General features: G+C 40.7%; 25 protein-coding genes. All 25 read left to right on the top strand.

Translation table 11 applies throughout. From position 1 onward, the window contains the following. The first annotated feature begins 112 nt into the window (after positions 1-112). The 25 genes from tuf to map all read left to right on the top strand — a co-directional run bounded on the left by tuf (position 113) and on the right by map (position 13535). Entirely contained in the window at positions 113-1300 is a 1188-nt protein-coding gene (gene tuf / locus IRB43_RS14760) for an elongation factor Tu (RefSeq protein WP_203364251.1), read from the top strand. A gap of 311 nt (positions 1301-1611) precedes the next feature. Then, positions 1612-1920 carry a 30S ribosomal protein S10 gene (gene rpsJ / locus IRB43_RS14755; RefSeq protein WP_025729837.1) on the top strand — a complete coding sequence of 103 codons (309 nt, stop codon included), beginning with the start codon at positions 1612-1614 and terminating at the stop codon, positions 1918-1920. A gap of 36 nt (positions 1921-1956) precedes the next feature. Continuing rightward, positions 1957-2583 carry a 50S ribosomal protein L3 gene (rplC, locus tag IRB43_RS14750; protein ID WP_203364250.1) on the top strand — a complete coding sequence of 209 codons (627 nt, stop codon included), beginning with the start codon at positions 1957-1959 and terminating at the stop codon, positions 2581-2583. A 30-nt stretch (positions 2584-2613) separates the two neighbouring features. Beyond that, positions 2614-3237: a 50S ribosomal protein L4 gene (gene rplD / locus IRB43_RS14745; RefSeq protein WP_203364249.1), complete on the top strand. Its 624-nt coding sequence runs from the start codon at positions 2614-2616 to the stop codon at positions 3235-3237. Further along, a complete protein-coding gene (rplW, locus tag IRB43_RS14740; RefSeq protein ID WP_094833974.1) occupies positions 3237-3521 on the top strand; it encodes a 50S ribosomal protein L23 in 285 nt (94 codons plus the stop codon). The genes rplD and rplW overlap by 1 nt, the downstream gene beginning before the upstream one ends. 31 nt (positions 3522-3552) lie before the next feature. Beyond that, positions 3553-4383 carry a 50S ribosomal protein L2 gene (gene rplB, locus IRB43_RS14735; protein ID WP_203364248.1) on the top strand — a complete coding sequence of 277 codons (831 nt, stop codon included), beginning with the start codon at positions 3553-3555 and terminating at the stop codon, positions 4381-4383. A gap of 60 nt (positions 4384-4443) precedes the next feature. Beyond that, entirely contained in the window at positions 4444-4722 is a 279-nt protein-coding gene (gene rpsS / locus IRB43_RS14730) for a 30S ribosomal protein S19 (RefSeq protein WP_203364247.1), read from the top strand. 18 nt (positions 4723-4740) lie between these two features. Then, positions 4741-5082 carry a 50S ribosomal protein L22 gene (gene rplV, locus IRB43_RS14725; protein ID WP_094833977.1) on the top strand — a complete coding sequence of 114 codons (342 nt, stop codon included), beginning with the start codon at positions 4741-4743 and terminating at the stop codon, positions 5080-5082. Between the two features lie 3 nt (positions 5083-5085). Further along, positions 5086-5742 (top strand): 30S ribosomal protein S3, encoded by a 657-nt coding sequence (gene rpsC / locus IRB43_RS14720; protein ID WP_203364246.1) that lies wholly within the window; start codon positions 5086-5088, stop codon positions 5740-5742. Between the two features lie 2 nt (positions 5743-5744). Then, positions 5745-6179: a 50S ribosomal protein L16 gene (gene rplP / locus IRB43_RS14715; RefSeq protein WP_203364245.1), complete on the top strand. Its 435-nt coding sequence runs from the start codon at positions 5745-5747 to the stop codon at positions 6177-6179. Further along, entirely contained in the window at positions 6169-6372 is a 204-nt protein-coding gene (gene rpmC / locus IRB43_RS14710) for a 50S ribosomal protein L29 (RefSeq protein ID WP_041101766.1), read from the top strand. Before rplP ends, rpmC begins: the two co-directional genes overlap by 11 nt. 19 nt (positions 6373-6391) lie before the next feature. After that, a complete protein-coding gene (gene rpsQ, locus IRB43_RS14705) occupies positions 6392-6655 on the top strand; it encodes a 30S ribosomal protein S17 (RefSeq protein WP_041101764.1) in 264 nt (87 codons plus the stop codon). Between the two features lie 46 nt (positions 6656-6701). Next, entirely contained in the window at positions 6702-7070 is a 369-nt protein-coding gene (gene rplN / locus IRB43_RS14700) for a 50S ribosomal protein L14 (protein ID WP_094833981.1), read from the top strand. Between the two features lie 46 nt (positions 7071-7116). Beyond that, a complete protein-coding gene (gene rplX / locus IRB43_RS14695; protein WP_203364244.1) occupies positions 7117-7428 on the top strand; it encodes a 50S ribosomal protein L24 in 312 nt (103 codons plus the stop codon). Between the two features lie 30 nt (positions 7429-7458). Beyond that, the gene (gene rplE, locus IRB43_RS14690) at positions 7459-7998 is read left to right on the top strand and encodes a 50S ribosomal protein L5 (protein ID WP_203364243.1); all 540 of its coding nucleotides are present in this window, start codon (positions 7459-7461) and stop codon (positions 7996-7998) included. Positions 7999-8022: 24 nt separating this feature from the next. Further along, positions 8023-8208: a 30S ribosomal protein S14 gene (gene rpsN / locus IRB43_RS14685; protein ID WP_001085700.1), complete on the top strand. Its 186-nt coding sequence runs from the start codon at positions 8023-8025 to the stop codon at positions 8206-8208. Positions 8209-8237: 29 nt separating this feature from the next. Then, positions 8238-8636, top strand: a complete 399-nt coding sequence (gene rpsH, locus IRB43_RS14680; protein ID WP_095479268.1) for a 30S ribosomal protein S8 — start codon at positions 8238-8240, stop codon at positions 8634-8636. A gap of 30 nt (positions 8637-8666) precedes the next feature. After that, on the top strand, positions 8667-9203 hold the full coding sequence (rplF, locus tag IRB43_RS14675; RefSeq protein WP_203364242.1) for a 50S ribosomal protein L6: 537 nt from the start codon (positions 8667-8669) through the stop codon (positions 9201-9203). 32 nt (positions 9204-9235) lie between these two features. Next, positions 9236-9598, top strand: coding sequence for a 50S ribosomal protein L18 (rplR, locus tag IRB43_RS14670; RefSeq protein ID WP_203364241.1), 363 nt, complete (start codon positions 9236-9238; stop codon positions 9596-9598). 20 nt (positions 9599-9618) lie between these two features. After that, complete coding sequence (gene rpsE / locus IRB43_RS14665; protein WP_095479265.1) at positions 9619-10119, top strand: 30S ribosomal protein S5; 501 nt, start codon at positions 9619-9621, stop codon at positions 10117-10119. A gap of 13 nt (positions 10120-10132) precedes the next feature. After that, complete coding sequence (gene rpmD, locus IRB43_RS14660) at positions 10133-10315, top strand: 50S ribosomal protein L30 (RefSeq protein WP_203364240.1); 183 nt, start codon at positions 10133-10135, stop codon at positions 10313-10315. 31 nt (positions 10316-10346) lie between these two features. Beyond that, the gene (gene rplO, locus IRB43_RS14655) at positions 10347-10787 is read left to right on the top strand and encodes a 50S ribosomal protein L15 (RefSeq protein ID WP_203364239.1); all 441 of its coding nucleotides are present in this window, start codon (positions 10347-10349) and stop codon (positions 10785-10787) included. Continuing rightward, the gene (gene secY, locus IRB43_RS14650) at positions 10787-12088 is read left to right on the top strand and encodes a preprotein translocase subunit SecY (RefSeq protein WP_203364238.1); all 1302 of its coding nucleotides are present in this window, start codon (positions 10787-10789) and stop codon (positions 12086-12088) included. The genes rplO and secY overlap by 1 nt, the downstream gene beginning before the upstream one ends. Before the next feature lie 48 nt (positions 12089-12136). After that, positions 12137-12787, top strand: coding sequence for an adenylate kinase (locus IRB43_RS14645; protein WP_203364237.1), 651 nt, complete (start codon positions 12137-12139; stop codon positions 12785-12787). Position 12788: 1 nt separating this feature from the next. Further along, positions 12789-13535 (top strand): type I methionyl aminopeptidase, encoded by a 747-nt coding sequence (gene map, locus IRB43_RS14640; RefSeq protein ID WP_203364236.1) that lies wholly within the window; start codon positions 12789-12791, stop codon positions 13533-13535. Positions 13536-13574 lie beyond the last annotated feature (39 nt).

Below are 13574 nucleotides of genomic sequence, written 5' to 3'. Positions count from 1 at the left end.
AAAGTATAAATACTATTGTAAGCTTTGGTATCTTTGAAGGTGGAAGCCCTTCTGCCTTCAAAGCCCATATATACTTAAATTAAACTTTTATAACTTAAAGGAGGATTTCCTAATGGCTAAGGAAAAATTCGACCGTTCGAAAACACATGCGAATATCGGTACAATCGGTCACGTTGACCATGGTAAAACAACTTTAACTGCAGCGATCACAACTGTTCTTGCAAAAGCAGGTGGCGGTGAAGCACGCGGTTATGATCAAATCGACAACGCTCCAGAAGAGCGTGAGCGCGGTATCACAATCAACACTTCTCACGTTGAGTATGAAACGGCTACACGTCACTATGCGCACGTTGACTGCCCAGGACATGCTGACTACGTTAAAAACATGATCACTGGAGCTGCTCAAATGGACGGCGGTATCTTAGTAGTATCTGCTGCTGATGGTCCAATGCCACAAACACGCGAGCACATCCTTCTTTCTCGTAACGTAGGTGTTCCATACCTAGTTGTATTCTTAAACAAATGTGACATGGTAGATGATGAAGAGCTTCTTGAACTAGTAGAAATGGAAGTTCGTGACCTTCTTTCTGAGTACGATTTCCCTGGTGATGACGTACCAGTAATTAAAGGTTCTGCTCTTAAAGCTCTTGAAGGTGAGCCTGAGTGGGAAGAAAAAATCCTTGAACTTATGGCTGCGGTTGATGAGTACGTTCCAACTCCAGAACGTGACACTGAGAAACCATTCATGATGCCAGTTGAGGACGTATTCTCAATCACTGGTCGTGGTACTGTTGCTACAGGTCGTGTTGAGCGTGGACAAGTAAAAGTTGGTGACGAAATCGAGATCATTGGTCTTGCTGAAGAAGCTAAGAAAACAACTGTTACTGGTGTAGAAATGTTCCGTAAGCTTCTTGACTATGCTGAAGCTGGAGACAACATTGGTGCTCTTCTTCGTGGTGTTGCACGTGAAGAAATCCAACGTGGTCAAGTACTTGCTAAGCCAGGTTCAATCACTCCACACACTAAGTTCAAAGCTGAAGTTTACGTATTATCTAAAGAAGAGGGTGGACGTCACACTCCATTCTTCACAAACTACCGTCCTCAGTTCTACTTCCGTACAACTGACGTAACTGGTGTTGTTAATCTTCCTGAAGGCGTAGAAATGGTTATGCCTGGAGATAACATTGAAATGACAGTTGAACTTATCTCTCCAATCGCGATCGAAGAAGGAACTCGTTTCTCAATTCGTGAAGGTGGACGTACAGTAGGTTCAGGCGTTGTATCTACAATCGAAAAATAATTGATTGACAGATAAACCAAATGACAGATGGGAATCCCATCTGTCATTTTTTACTCTATTGATATCTCTCTTTTATTCATAGTTGAAATGAACAGAAGATATATGTATAATGAAAAAAGTGCGCTGATGAAAAAGTTTCAAAAAATAGTTGCGTATAATTTGCTAACAGTGTATAATTAACAATGTTGGTTTTTGACAGCGATGATGTGGAAGGTTGCTGACACACCCGGCCGCTTTGCCATGGCGCGTGTCGTTAGGATATTTCCGCGGAGAATGTCTATTATCAAATAGGCGATAAAGGAGGGAAAATAATGGCAAAACAAAAAATTCGCATTCGTTTAAAAGCATATGATCACAGAATTCTAGATCAATCAGCAGAAAAGATCGTTGAAACAGCAAAACGTTCTGGTGCAAGTGTATCGGGTCCAATCCCTTTACCAACTGAAAAGTCTGTTTACACAATCTTACGTGCGGTTCATAAGTACAAAGATTCTCGTGAGCAGTTTGAAATGCGCACACATAAGCGCTTAATCGACATTGTGAATCCAACTCCACAAACAGTTGATTCATTAATGCGTTTAGATTTACCATCAGGCGTTGACATTGAAATTAAACTTTAATTTATATAAAACTAACAATTTTAGGAGGTGTGACTCATGACCAAAGGAATCTTAGGAAGAAAAATCGGTATGACTCAAGTGTTTGCTGAAAACGGTGATTTGATCCCTGTAACTGTAATTGAAGCAGCACCAAACGTTGTGCTACAAAAGAAAACAATCGAAAGCGACGGCTACGAAGCGATCCAGTTAGGTTTTGATGACAAGCGCGAAAAGCTTGCTAACAAACCAGCTAAAGGTCACGTTGCAAAAGCAAACACTGCACCTAAGCGCTTCATTCGTGAGTTCCGTAACTTCGAAGGAGAACTAGAAGTTGGTCAAGAAGTCAAGGTAGATATTTTCGCTGAGGGAGATATCATCGACGTAACAGGAGTATCGAAAGGTAAAGGTTTCCAAGGTGCTATTAAACGCCACGGACAAAGCCGCGGACCAATGTCCCACGGTTCACGTTACCATCGTCGCCCAGGTTCAATGGGTCCTGTAGCGCCTAACCGCGTATTCAAAAACAAATTACTTCCTGGTCGCATGGGTGGAGATCAAATCACTATCCAAAACCTACAAGTAGTTAAAGTAGATGCGGAGCGCAACGTTATTCTAGTTAAAGGTAATGTACCTGGTCCTAGAAAAGCATTAGTTAAAATTCAAAGCGCTGTAAAAGCGAAATAATATCATTTTCCGAGAAAGGAGGAAACAAGAATGCCAAAAGTTACATTATTAAACCAAAGCGGAGCGCAAGTTGGCGAAATCGAACTTAACGAATCTGTATTTGGTATTGAACCTAATGAACATGTTGTATTTGAAGCGTTAATGATGCAAAGAGCTTCATTACGTCAAGGAACACATAAAGTAAAAACTCGTGCTGAAGTACGTGGCGGTGGTCGTAAACCATGGCGCCAAAAAGGTACTGGACGCGCACGTCAAGGATCTATCAGATCTCCACAATGGCGCGGCGGTGGTACTGTATTTGGACCTGTTCCACGCAGCTACAGCTACAAATTACCTAAAAAAGTACGTCGCTTAGCGATCAAATCTGCTTTATCTGCAAAAGTAGCCGAACAAAACATTCTAGTATTAGAAGCTCTAACTTTAGACGCTCCTAAAACAAAAGAATTCGCAAGTGTTCTTAAAAACCTTTCTGTAGATACTAAAGCATTAATCGTAACAGAAAGCCTAAACGAAAATGTTGCTTTATCAGCTCGTAACATCCCTGGTGTAACAGTTGTAGAAGCAAATGGCATTAGTGTTTTAGATTTAGTTGGTCATGATAAATTAATTATGACTAAAGCAGCTGTTGAAAAAGTAGAGGAGGTGCTTGCATAATGGAAGCTCGCGATATCATTAAGCGCCCCGTTATTACTGAACATTCAACTGAAATTATGGTTGATAAAAAATATACATTCGAAGTTGATGTAAGAGCGAACAAAACACAAGTTAAAGATGCTATCGAAGAAATCTTTGGTGTGAAAGTTGCGAAAGTCAACATCATGAACTACAAAGGTAAGTTCAAACGCATGGGTCGTTATGCAGGTTATACGAACAAACGCCGTAAAGCGGTTGTTACATTAACTCAAGACAGCAAAGAAATCGAACTTTTTGAAGTATAATTAAAAACTATTAGAAGAGGAGGGAAAAGACATGGCGATTAAAAAGTATAAACCAACCACAAATGGTCGTCGCGGGATGACAGTATCTGATTTTGCTGAAATTACAACTAGCACTCCAGAAAAGTCATTGCTAGCGCCTATTAAAAGAAAAGGCGGCCGTAACAACCAAGGTAAAATTACTGTTCGTCATCATGGTGGCGGTCATAAGCGTCAATACCGTATTATCGACTTCAAACGCGATAAAGATGGTATACCAGGACGCGTTGCCACAATTGAGTATGATCCAAACCGCTCAGCAAACATCGCGTTAATCAACTATGTAGATGGTGAAAAACGCTATATCTTAGCACCTAAAAACCTTAAAGTTGGAATGGAAGTAATGTCTGGCTCAGAAGCTGACATTAAAGTAGGAAACGCTCTTCCTTTAGCAAACATTCCTGTAGGTACAGTTATTCACAATATTGAATTAAAACCTGGAAAAGGCGGACAATTAGTTCGTTCTGCGGGTACTTCTGCACAAGTATTAGGTAAAGAAGGTAAATACGTTCTTGTACGTTTAACTTCTGGAGAAGTTCGTATGATTCTAGCTACTTGCCGTGCTTCTATCGGTCAAGTTGGTAACGAACAACACGAATTAATCAATATTGGTAAAGCAGGTCGCTCTCGCTGGTTAGGTAAAAAACCTACTGTTCGCGGATCTGTTATGAACCCTAATGACCATCCACACGGTGGTGGTGAAGGACGTTCACCAATCGGACGTAAATCACCTGTTACACCATGGGGTAAACCAACTCTTGGTTACAAAACTCGTAAGAAAACAAACAAAAGCGATAAATTCATCGTTCGTCGCCGTAAAAAATAACGTAATTGAACTACGGTTCCCTCGTCGAACCGTAGACCAGTTACGAAGGGAGGTACTACTATGGGCCGCAGCTTGAAAAAAGGACCTTTTGTTGATGATCATTTATTTAACAAGATCGAAAAGTTAAACGAAACTGATAAGAAACAAGTTGTGAAAACTTGGTCTCGCCGTTCAACAATCTTCCCAGCTTTCATCGGTCACACAATCGCTGTGTATGATGGTCGCAAACACGTTCCTGTATTTGTAACGGAAGATATGGTTGGGCACAAACTTGGTGAATTCGCACCAACTCGTACGTATAAAGGTCACGCTAGTGACGATAAGAAAACAAGACGCTAATGAGAGGAGGGTATCCTAATGGAAGCAAAAGCTGTCGTAAGAACAGTTCGTATTGCTCCTCGTAAAGCACGCTTAGTGATTGACTTGATTCGAGGAAAGCAAGTAGGAGAGGCTGTAGCTATTTTGCGTCACACGCCAAAAGTTGCATCTCCTGTCATTGAAAAATTATTGAAATCTGCAGTTGCCAATGCAGAGCATAACTACGATATGGACATTAATAACCTTGTTGTAAAACAAGCATTTGTTGATGAAGGTCCAACTTTAAAACGTTTCCGTCCACGCGCTATGGGACGTGCAAGCCAAATTAACAAACGCACTAGCCACATCACAATCGTGGTATCAGAAAAGAAGGAGGGATAATTCGTGGGTCAAAAAGTACATCCTAATGGTTTACGTGTTGGTATTATTCGTGACTGGGATTCAAAATGGTACGCTGAAAAAGATTATGCAGATCTTTTACATGAAGACCTTAAAGTACGCGGATATATCGAAGACCGTTTAAAAGACGCTTCTGTATCTCGTGTAGAAATTGAACGTGCTGCTAACCGAATCAACATCACTGTTCATACAGCTAAGCCTGGTATGGTTATTGGTAAAGGTGGTTCTGAGGTTGAAGCGCTTCGTAAAGCTTTAAACCAATTAACTGGCAAACGTGTTCATATTAACATCGTTGAAATTAAGAGAGCAGACTTAGATGCTAAATTAGTAGCAGAAAACATTGCTCGTCAATTAGAAAACCGTGTATCTTTCCGTCGTGCGCAAAAGCAAGCGATCCAACGTACAATCCGCGCTGGAGCGAAAGGAATTAAAACACAAGTTTCTGGACGTCTTGGCGGAGCAGACATCGCTCGTGCTGAACATTATAGTGAAGGAACAGTTCCACTTCATACACTTCGTGCGGACATTGACTATGCTCATGTTGAAGCTGACACTACTTACGGTAAGCTTGGTGTGAAAGTATGGATTTATCGTGGAGAGGTCCTTCCTACAAAGAAGAAGTCTGAGGAAGGAGGAAAATAATTATGTTATTGCCTAAACGCGTTAAACATCGTCGTGTTCACCGTGGTAAAATGCGCGGTCAAGCAAAAGGCGGCACTGAAGTAGCATTCGGTGAATTCGGTCTACAAGCTACAGAAGCTTCATGGATCACAAACCGTCAAATCGAAGCAGCTCGTATTGCTATGACTCGTTACATGAAACGTGGCGGTAAAGTATGGATTAAAATTTTCCCACATAAGCCTTACACAGCTAAACCTCTAGAAGTACGTATGGGTTCCGGTAAAGGGGCTCCTGAAGGCTGGGTAGCTGTAGTTAAACCAGGAAAAGTTATGTTTGAGATTGCTGGTGTATCTGAAGAGGTAGCTCGTGAAGCACTTCGTCTTGCATCACACAAACTTCCTGTTAAATGTAAGTTTGTAAAACGAGAAGAAATTGGTGGTGAATCAAATGAAGGCTAATGAAATTATTGAACTAACCACTGCCGAAATTGAACAAAAACTTAAGTCTTTAAAAGAAGAGCTTTTCAACCTTCGCTTCCAATTAGCGACTGGACAACTTGAAAACACTGCTCGTATTCGTGAAGTACGTAAAGCGATCGCTCGAATGAAAACAGTCATTCGTCAAAGAGAGATCGATGTTAACAATCGATAATTGAGAGGAGGTTTGCACAATGAGTGAACGTAACCAACGTAAAGTTTATACTGGACGTGTTGTGTCGGACAAAATGGATAAGACAGTTACCGTTTTAGTAGAAACTTACAAAAAGCACTCACTTTACGGCAAACGCGTTAAGTACTCTAAAAAATTCAAAGCTCATGATGAGTTGAATGAAGCAAAAATCGGCGATGTAGTTCGTATCATGGAAACTCGCCCACTTTCTGCTACAAAACGCTTCCGTCTTGTTGAAGTTGTTGAGAAAGCAGTTATTATCTAATATATAATTGTTCGGATAGATGCTCATCCGAAAGGAGGTAACATAAATGATCCAACAAGAATCTCGTTTAAAAGTAGCTGACAACTCAGGTGCACGTGAAGTATTAACGATCAAAGTTCTTGGAGGCTCTGGCCGTAAAACTGCGAACATTGGAGACATTATTGTCTGCACAGTAAAACAAGCAACACCAGGTGGCGTTGTCAAAAAAGGTGATGTTGTTAAAGCTGTAATCGTTCGTACTAAACGTGGAATGCGTCGTAATGACGGATCATACATCCGTTTTGACGAAAACGCTTGTGTTATCATTAAAGATGACAAAGGCCCACGCGGAACTCGTATCTTCGGACCAGTTGCACGCGAATTACGTGACAACAACTTTATGAAAATCGTTTCTCTTGCTCCAGAAGTAATCTAATGAAAATAAATTTTATCAACTTGGTCATTCAAGGAGGTGCGATAAAATGAATGTAAAAAAAGGCGATAAAGTCATGGTGATCACGGGCAAAGATAAAGGAAAAACTGGCATCGTGCTTGCAGCGTTTCCTAAAAAAGACCGTGTACTTGTAGAAGGCGTAAACATCGTAAAGAAACACTCAAAACCTTCACAAGTAAATCCGCAAGGCGGAATTATTAGCCAAGAGGCACCTATTCACGTTTCTAACGTTATGCTTTTAGATCCTAAAACTAACGAACCTACTCGTGTAGGCTTCAAAGTGGTTGATGGTAAAAAAGTAAGAGTAGCAAAAAAATCCGGTGAAACTTTAGATAAATAATAAGTTAGTTAATGAAGGGAGGTACACTATATGAACCGCCTTAAAGCAAAGTATATTAATGAAATTACACCTGCTTTAATGAATAAATTCAATTACGACTCTGTAATGCAAGTACCGAAAGTTGAAAAAATCGTAGTTAACATGGGGATTGGTGACGCAGTTCAAAACGCGAAAGCTCTTGATGTAGCTGTTGAAGAACTTGCTCTAATCACTGGTCAAAAACCACTAGTAACTCGTGCGAAAAATTCTATCGCTGGCTTCCGCCTTCGTGAGGGTATGCCAATCGGAGCGAAAGTTACATTACGCGGAGAGCGTATGTACGAATTCCTAGATAAATTAATCTCTGTATCACTTCCACGTGTACGTGACTTCCGTGGTATCTCAAAAAAATCTTTTGATGGACGCGGTAACTACACACTTGGTGTGAAGGAGCAATTGATCTTCCCTGAGATTGATTACGATAAAGTAAGCAAAGTACGCGGTATGGATATCGTAATTGTTACAACTGCAAAAAGCGATGAAGAATCTCGCGAATTGTTAACTCAAATTGGAATGCCGTTCCAAAAGTAATCGCTATAAAAGGGAGGCGAAAACGTGGCTAAAAAATCAATGATTGCGAAACAAAAACGCACTCCAAAGTTTAAAGTACAAGAGTATACACGCTGCGAGCGTTGTGGACGTCCACACTCTGTATATCGTAAATTTAAGCTTTGCCGTATTTGTTTCCGTGAACTTGCATATAAAGGACAAATTCCTGGTGTTAAAAAAGCTAGCTGGTAATACCACGACTTGGGAAGGAGGTAAATAATATGGTTATGACAGATCCGATTGCAGATTTGCTAACTCGCATCCGCAATGCGAACATGGTGCGTCACGAGAAGTTAGAAGTACCTGCTTCTAACATCAAAAAAGAAATCGCTGAAATTCTTAAACGTGAAGGTTTTGTACGTGATGTAGAATTCATCGAAGATAACAAGCAAGGCATGATCCGTATCTTCTTAAAATACGGTGCAAACAACGAGCGTGTTATCACTGGTTTAAAACGTATCAGTAAACCTGGTTTACGTGTATACGCGAAAGCTAACGAGGTACCAAAAGTACTTAACGGTTTAGGTATCGCTCTTGTTTCAACATCTAACGGTGTATTAACTGATAAAGAAGCTCGCGCTAAACAAGTTGGCGGAGAAGTATTAGCATACGTTTGGTAATATTTTTGTAATGAATGGAGGTGCAACAGAATGTCTCGCGTAGGAAAAAAACCAATCGAGCTACCAGAAGGTGTAACATTTACAAACGAGAACAACACTGTAACTGTTAAAGGTCCTAAAGGTGAGCTTACTCGTACGTTCAATAAAGATATGAAAATCGAAGTCGAAGGCAACGTGATCAACATTGTTCGTCCTTCTGAGTCTAAAGAGCACCGTACAATTCACGGTACAACTCGTGCATTGTTAGCAAATATGGTTGAAGGTGTATCTAAAGGATTTGAAAAATCACTTGAATTAATCGGTGTCGGGTACCGTGCGCAAAAACAAGGTAACAAGCTTGTTCTTAACGTAGGTTACTCTCATCCAGTTGAAATGGAACCAGAAGCAGGTGTAGAAGTTGAAGTTCCTTCCAACACGAAAGTGATCGTAAAAGGCGTTAGCAAAGAGCGCGTTGGTGCGTTTGCAGCTAATATCCGTGACGTTCGTCCGCCAGAGCCTTATAAAGGTAAAGGTATTCGCTACGAAGGTGAATATGTACGTCGTAAAGAAGGTAAAACAGGTAAATAATGTCGCTTAGGTAAAGGAAAGGAGTGACCACGATGATTACTAAGCCAGATAAAAATAAAACTCGTAAAAAGAGACACGCTCGTGTACGTGCGAAAATCAACGGTACAGAGTCTCGTCCACGTTTAAATATTTTCCGTTCCAACAAACATCTTTACGCTCAAGTGATTGATGACATGAACGGTGTAACTCTTGCTAGCGCTTCTACAATCGAAAAAGATTTCGGTTTAGAGTCTACAAGCAACACTGAAGCCGCTGCTAAAGTTGGCGAACTAGTTGCGAAAAGAGCGAGTGAAAAAGGTATTAAATCCGTAGTATTCGACCGCGGAGGATACTTATACCATGGACGCGTAAAAGCTTTAGCTGACGCTGCTCGTGAAAATGGATTAGAATTCTAATAAAAAGGAGGGACATATTAATGCGTCGCATTGATCCAAATAAACTTGAACTTGAAGAACGCGTAGTTACGGTCAATCGTGTTGCGAAAGTAGTAAAGGGTGGTCGTCGTTTCCGCTTTACTGCTCTAGTTGTTGTCGGTGACAAGAACGGACACGTTGGATTTGGAACTGGTAAAGCACAAGAAGTTCCAGATGCTATCCGTAAAGCTGTTGAAGATGCAAAGAAAAACCTTGTAACTGTTCCTATGGTTGGAACAACTTTACCTCATGAAGTAATCGGTCGCTTCGGTGCTGGTCAAATTCTCCTAAAACCTGCTTCTGAAGGTACTGGAGTAATCGCTGGTGGACCTGTTCGTGCGGTACTTGAGCTTGGCGGAGTTGGAGATATCCTTTCTAAATCTTTAGGATCTAATACGCCAATCAACATGGTACGTGCTACAATCGACGGAATTAAGCAATTGAAACGCGCAGAAGATGTTGCTAAATTACGTGGAAAATCAGTAGAAGAACTGTTAGGATAAGGAGGGATTTATCATGGCTGAAAAATTACAAATTACCCTCACTCGTAGCTTGATCGGTCGTCCGCAAGATCAACGTGAAACAGTTAAGGCTCTTGGTCTTCGTAAGATGCACCAAACAGTAGAGCAACAAGACAACGCTGCTATCAGAGGCATGATCAACAAAGTGTCTCACTTAGTGACTGTGAAAGAAATCTAATTTTAAATACCGAATAAGGAGGTGCACGAACATGAAACTTCATGAATTAAAACCTGCTACAGGTGCTCGCAAAGAGCGTAATCGTGTAGGTCGCGGTCCTGGTTCTGGTAACGGTAAAACTGCAGGTAAAGGTCATAAAGGTCAAAACGCCCGTTCAGGCGGTGGTGTACGTTTAGGCTTTGAAGGTGGTCAAACACCTTTATTCAGACGTTTACCGAAACGCGGTTTCACTAATATCAACAGAAAAGAATTCGCGATCGTTAACCTTGATGCATTAAACCGCTTTGAGGAAGGCACTGAAGTTACACCAGAGCTTCTTATTGAAACTGGCGTAGTTAGCAACGAAAAAGCAGGAATTAAAATTCTTGCTAAAGGGAATGTAGAGAAGAAACTAACAGTGAAAGCTCATAAATTCTCTGCTGCTGCTAAAGAAGCAATTGAAGCTGCTGGCGGTACAACTGAGGTGTTATAATGTTTCGCACAATCTCCAATTTTATGCGTGTGGGTGATATAAGAAGAAAAATTATATTCACCCTTCTTATGTTAGTCGTCTTCCGAATCGGTACATTCATTCCTGTTCCATATGTTAACGCAGACGTGTTAAAAATGCAGGACGGGGCTAACCTGATCGGATTCCTCAATACCTTTGGAGGAGGAGCTTTACAAAACTTCTCAATTCTTGCGATGGGGATCATGCCGTACATTACGGCCTCCATCATCGTACAGTTGCTTCAAATGGACGTTGTTCCGAAGTTTACTGAATGGTCAAAGCAAGGAGAAGTAGGACGACGTAAGCTGGCACAATTCACAAGATACTTCACCATTGTTTTAGGATTTATCCAAGCACTAGGAATGTCTTATGGATTCAACCGCTTATTTGGCGGTTTGTTAGTTGAAAGTCAAAGTTTTGCTTCTTATTTAGTCATTGCACTTGTATTAACTGCTGGAACTGCATTTTTAATGTGGCTTGGTGAGTTGATTACTTCTAAAGGTGTAGGAAATGGTATTTCAATTATCATTTTAGCTGGAATTGTGGCTGGAATCCCTAACGCTGTTAACCAAATTTATGCGCAGCAAATTGAGGGAGCAGGCGAACAGCTTTTCTTAAAGATAGTTGTCTTATTATTGATCGTATTAGCAGTATTAGCTATTGTAGTTGGAGTTATTTTTGTGCAGCAAGCATTGCGCAAAATTCCTATTCAATATGCGAAGCGAATGACAGGAAACGGTGGCATTAGCACACCAGGTGCTCAAGCAACTCATTTGCCGTTAAAAGTAAATGCAGCTGGAGTTATTCCTGTAATTTTTGCTGTAGCATTTTTAATTACGCCACAGACGATTTCTTCGTTCTTTGGCTCTAATGATGTGACAAGAACCATTCAAGAGATATTTGATCACACCAAGCCGATTGGTATGACTCTTTATATTGGCTTAATTGTTGCATTCACTTATTTTTACGCGTTTGTTCAAGTGAATCCGGAACAACTTGCGGATAACTTGAAGAAACAGGGCGGATATATTCCAGGTATTCGACCTGGAAAAAACACGCAAGATTATTTAACTAGTGTGTTATATCGTTTAACATTTGTTGGTGCAATATTCTTGTCTGTCATCTCAGTTCTTCCTGTATTCTTTATTAAGTTTGCAGGCCTTCCAGAGTCCGCTCAAATTGGCGGAACAAGCATACTAATTGTAGTAGGTGTCGCATTGGAAACAATGAAACAGCTGGAAGCACAACTTGTCAAACGTCATTATAAAGGCTTTATTAAATAAAGAATAAGTCTTTGCACGTCTCCAATCAGACTGAGGGGGTTTATATAAATGAATCTAGTGTTAATGGGGTTACCGGGTGCCGGAAAAGGGACTCAAGCCGAAAAAATTGTTGAAAAATATAGCATTCCACATATTTCTACAGGAGATATGTTCCGTGCAGCAATGAAAGAAGGTACGGAATTAGGGCTTAAAGCTAAATCCTTTATGGATCAAGGTGCACTTGTTCCTGATGAAGTAACAATCGGAATTGTACGTGAAAGATTAAGCAAGCCAGACTGCGAAAGTGGTTTCCTTCTTGATGGGTTCCCAAGAACTGTTCCTCAAGCAGAAGCGCTTGAAGGCATCATGGAGGAGCTTGGCAAGAAAATCAACTTTGTTATTAATGTTGATGTAGATAAAGACATTCTCATGGCACGTTTAACTGGACGTCGCATTTGTAAAGATTGCGGGGCTACTTACCATTTGGTATTTAACGCACCTGCTGTTGAAGATAAATGTGATCGTTGCGGCGGCGAACTTTATCAGCGCGCAGATGATAACGAAGAAACTGTTCAAAACCGGTTGGATGTTAATTTAAAACAAACTCAACCATTACTAGATTTTTATGAGCAAAAAGGTTATTTAAGAAACATTAACGGTCAACAGGAAATTCATGTAGTCTTTGAAGACATCGATGAGTTACTTAAGGGACTGAAATAAAATGATCATTTGCAAAACCCCTCGAGAGATAGAGATTATGAAAGAAGCAGGTCGAATTGTCGCTTTGACGCATCAAGAATTGCAAAAACATATCTCTCCCGGTATAACAACGAAAAAGTTAGATGAAATTGCAGAGAAATTTATTAAACAGCATGATGCAATTCCTTCTTTTAAAGGGTATAATGGTTTTCGTGGCAGCATTTGTGCTTCAGTGAACGAAGAGTTGGTCCATGGCATTCCAGGAGACCGAGTATTAAAAGAAGGAGACATCATCAGCTTGGATATCGGTGCAAACTATCGAGGCTATCATGGTGATTCTGCCTGGACGTATCCTGTTGGCTCGATCGCTCCTGAAACTCAGAAGCTATTAGAGGTAACAGAGGAGTCGCTCTTTATCGGTTTAAAAGAAGCGAAACCAGGTGAACGTCTTTCAAACATCTCCCATGCGATTCAAACCTATGTTGAATCTAATGGCTTTTCAATAGTTCGTGAGTATGTAGGACATGGAATCGGTCAAAACTTGCATGAGGACCCTCAAATTCCTCATTACGGTCCGCCTGGGAAAGGTCCAAAGCTCAAACCTGGAATGGTGCTTGCAATCGAACCGATGGTGAATGCTGGAAGTCGTTACGTCAAGACGCTTGGGGATAACTGGACAGTCGTTACCCAAGATGGAAAGATGTGTGCTCATTTTGAACATACTGTTGCGATTACCGAAACAGGTTTTGAGATTTTAACGAAAGCCTAAATCAAAAGGTGTTTTCCAAACGTTGATTCAAGAATTAAT

It is taken from the genome of Bacillus sp. REN10, from assembly GCF_016820555.1.
GTDB lineage: Bacteria > Bacillota > Bacilli > Bacillales > Domibacillaceae > Bacillus_CE.
This window is presented reverse-complemented; position numbering and strand designations above follow the sequence as displayed.

What these genes read in the sequence shown, in the direction of transcription:
- tuf (WP_203364251.1), top strand. Translation starts at nt 113, where the DNA reads ATGGCTAAGGAAAAATTCGACCGTTCGAAAACACATGCGAATATCGGT.
- rpsJ (WP_025729837.1), top strand. Translation starts at nt 1,612, where the DNA reads ATGGCAAAACAAAAAATTCGCATTCGTTTAAAAGCATATGATCACAGA.
- rplC (WP_203364250.1), top strand. Translation starts at nt 1,957, where the DNA reads ATGACCAAAGGAATCTTAGGAAGAAAAATCGGTATGACTCAAGTGTTT.
- rplD (WP_203364249.1), top strand. Translation starts at nt 2,614, where the DNA reads ATGCCAAAAGTTACATTATTAAACCAAAGCGGAGCGCAAGTTGGCGAA.
- rplW (WP_094833974.1), top strand. Translation starts at nt 3,237, where the DNA reads ATGGAAGCTCGCGATATCATTAAGCGCCCCGTTATTACTGAACATTCA.
- rplB (WP_203364248.1), top strand. Translation starts at nt 3,553, where the DNA reads ATGGCGATTAAAAAGTATAAACCAACCACAAATGGTCGTCGCGGGATG.
- rpsS (WP_203364247.1), top strand. Translation starts at nt 4,444, where the DNA reads ATGGGCCGCAGCTTGAAAAAAGGACCTTTTGTTGATGATCATTTATTT.
- rplV (WP_094833977.1), top strand. Translation starts at nt 4,741, where the DNA reads ATGGAAGCAAAAGCTGTCGTAAGAACAGTTCGTATTGCTCCTCGTAAA.
- rplP (WP_203364245.1), top strand. Translation starts at nt 5,745, where the DNA reads ATGTTATTGCCTAAACGCGTTAAACATCGTCGTGTTCACCGTGGTAAA.
- rpmC (WP_041101766.1), top strand. Translation starts at nt 6,169, where the DNA reads ATGAAGGCTAATGAAATTATTGAACTAACCACTGCCGAAATTGAACAA.
- rpsQ (WP_041101764.1), top strand. Translation starts at nt 6,392, where the DNA reads ATGAGTGAACGTAACCAACGTAAAGTTTATACTGGACGTGTTGTGTCG.
- rplN (WP_094833981.1), top strand. Translation starts at nt 6,702, where the DNA reads ATGATCCAACAAGAATCTCGTTTAAAAGTAGCTGACAACTCAGGTGCA.
- rplX (WP_203364244.1), top strand. Translation starts at nt 7,117, where the DNA reads ATGAATGTAAAAAAAGGCGATAAAGTCATGGTGATCACGGGCAAAGAT.
- rplE (WP_203364243.1), top strand. Translation starts at nt 7,459, where the DNA reads ATGAACCGCCTTAAAGCAAAGTATATTAATGAAATTACACCTGCTTTA.
- rpsH (WP_095479268.1), top strand. Translation starts at nt 8,238, where the DNA reads ATGGTTATGACAGATCCGATTGCAGATTTGCTAACTCGCATCCGCAAT.
- rplF (WP_203364242.1), top strand. Translation starts at nt 8,667, where the DNA reads ATGTCTCGCGTAGGAAAAAAACCAATCGAGCTACCAGAAGGTGTAACA.
- rplR (WP_203364241.1), top strand. Translation starts at nt 9,236, where the DNA reads ATGATTACTAAGCCAGATAAAAATAAAACTCGTAAAAAGAGACACGCT.
- rpsE (WP_095479265.1), top strand. Translation starts at nt 9,619, where the DNA reads ATGCGTCGCATTGATCCAAATAAACTTGAACTTGAAGAACGCGTAGTT.
- rpmD (WP_203364240.1), top strand. Translation starts at nt 10,133, where the DNA reads ATGGCTGAAAAATTACAAATTACCCTCACTCGTAGCTTGATCGGTCGT.
- rplO (WP_203364239.1), top strand. Translation starts at nt 10,347, where the DNA reads ATGAAACTTCATGAATTAAAACCTGCTACAGGTGCTCGCAAAGAGCGT.
- secY (WP_203364238.1), top strand. Translation starts at nt 10,787, where the DNA reads ATGTTTCGCACAATCTCCAATTTTATGCGTGTGGGTGATATAAGAAGA.
- IRB43_RS14645 (WP_203364237.1), top strand. Translation starts at nt 12,137, where the DNA reads ATGAATCTAGTGTTAATGGGGTTACCGGGTGCCGGAAAAGGGACTCAA.
- map (WP_203364236.1), top strand. Translation starts at nt 12,789, where the DNA reads ATGATCATTTGCAAAACCCCTCGAGAGATAGAGATTATGAAAGAAGCA.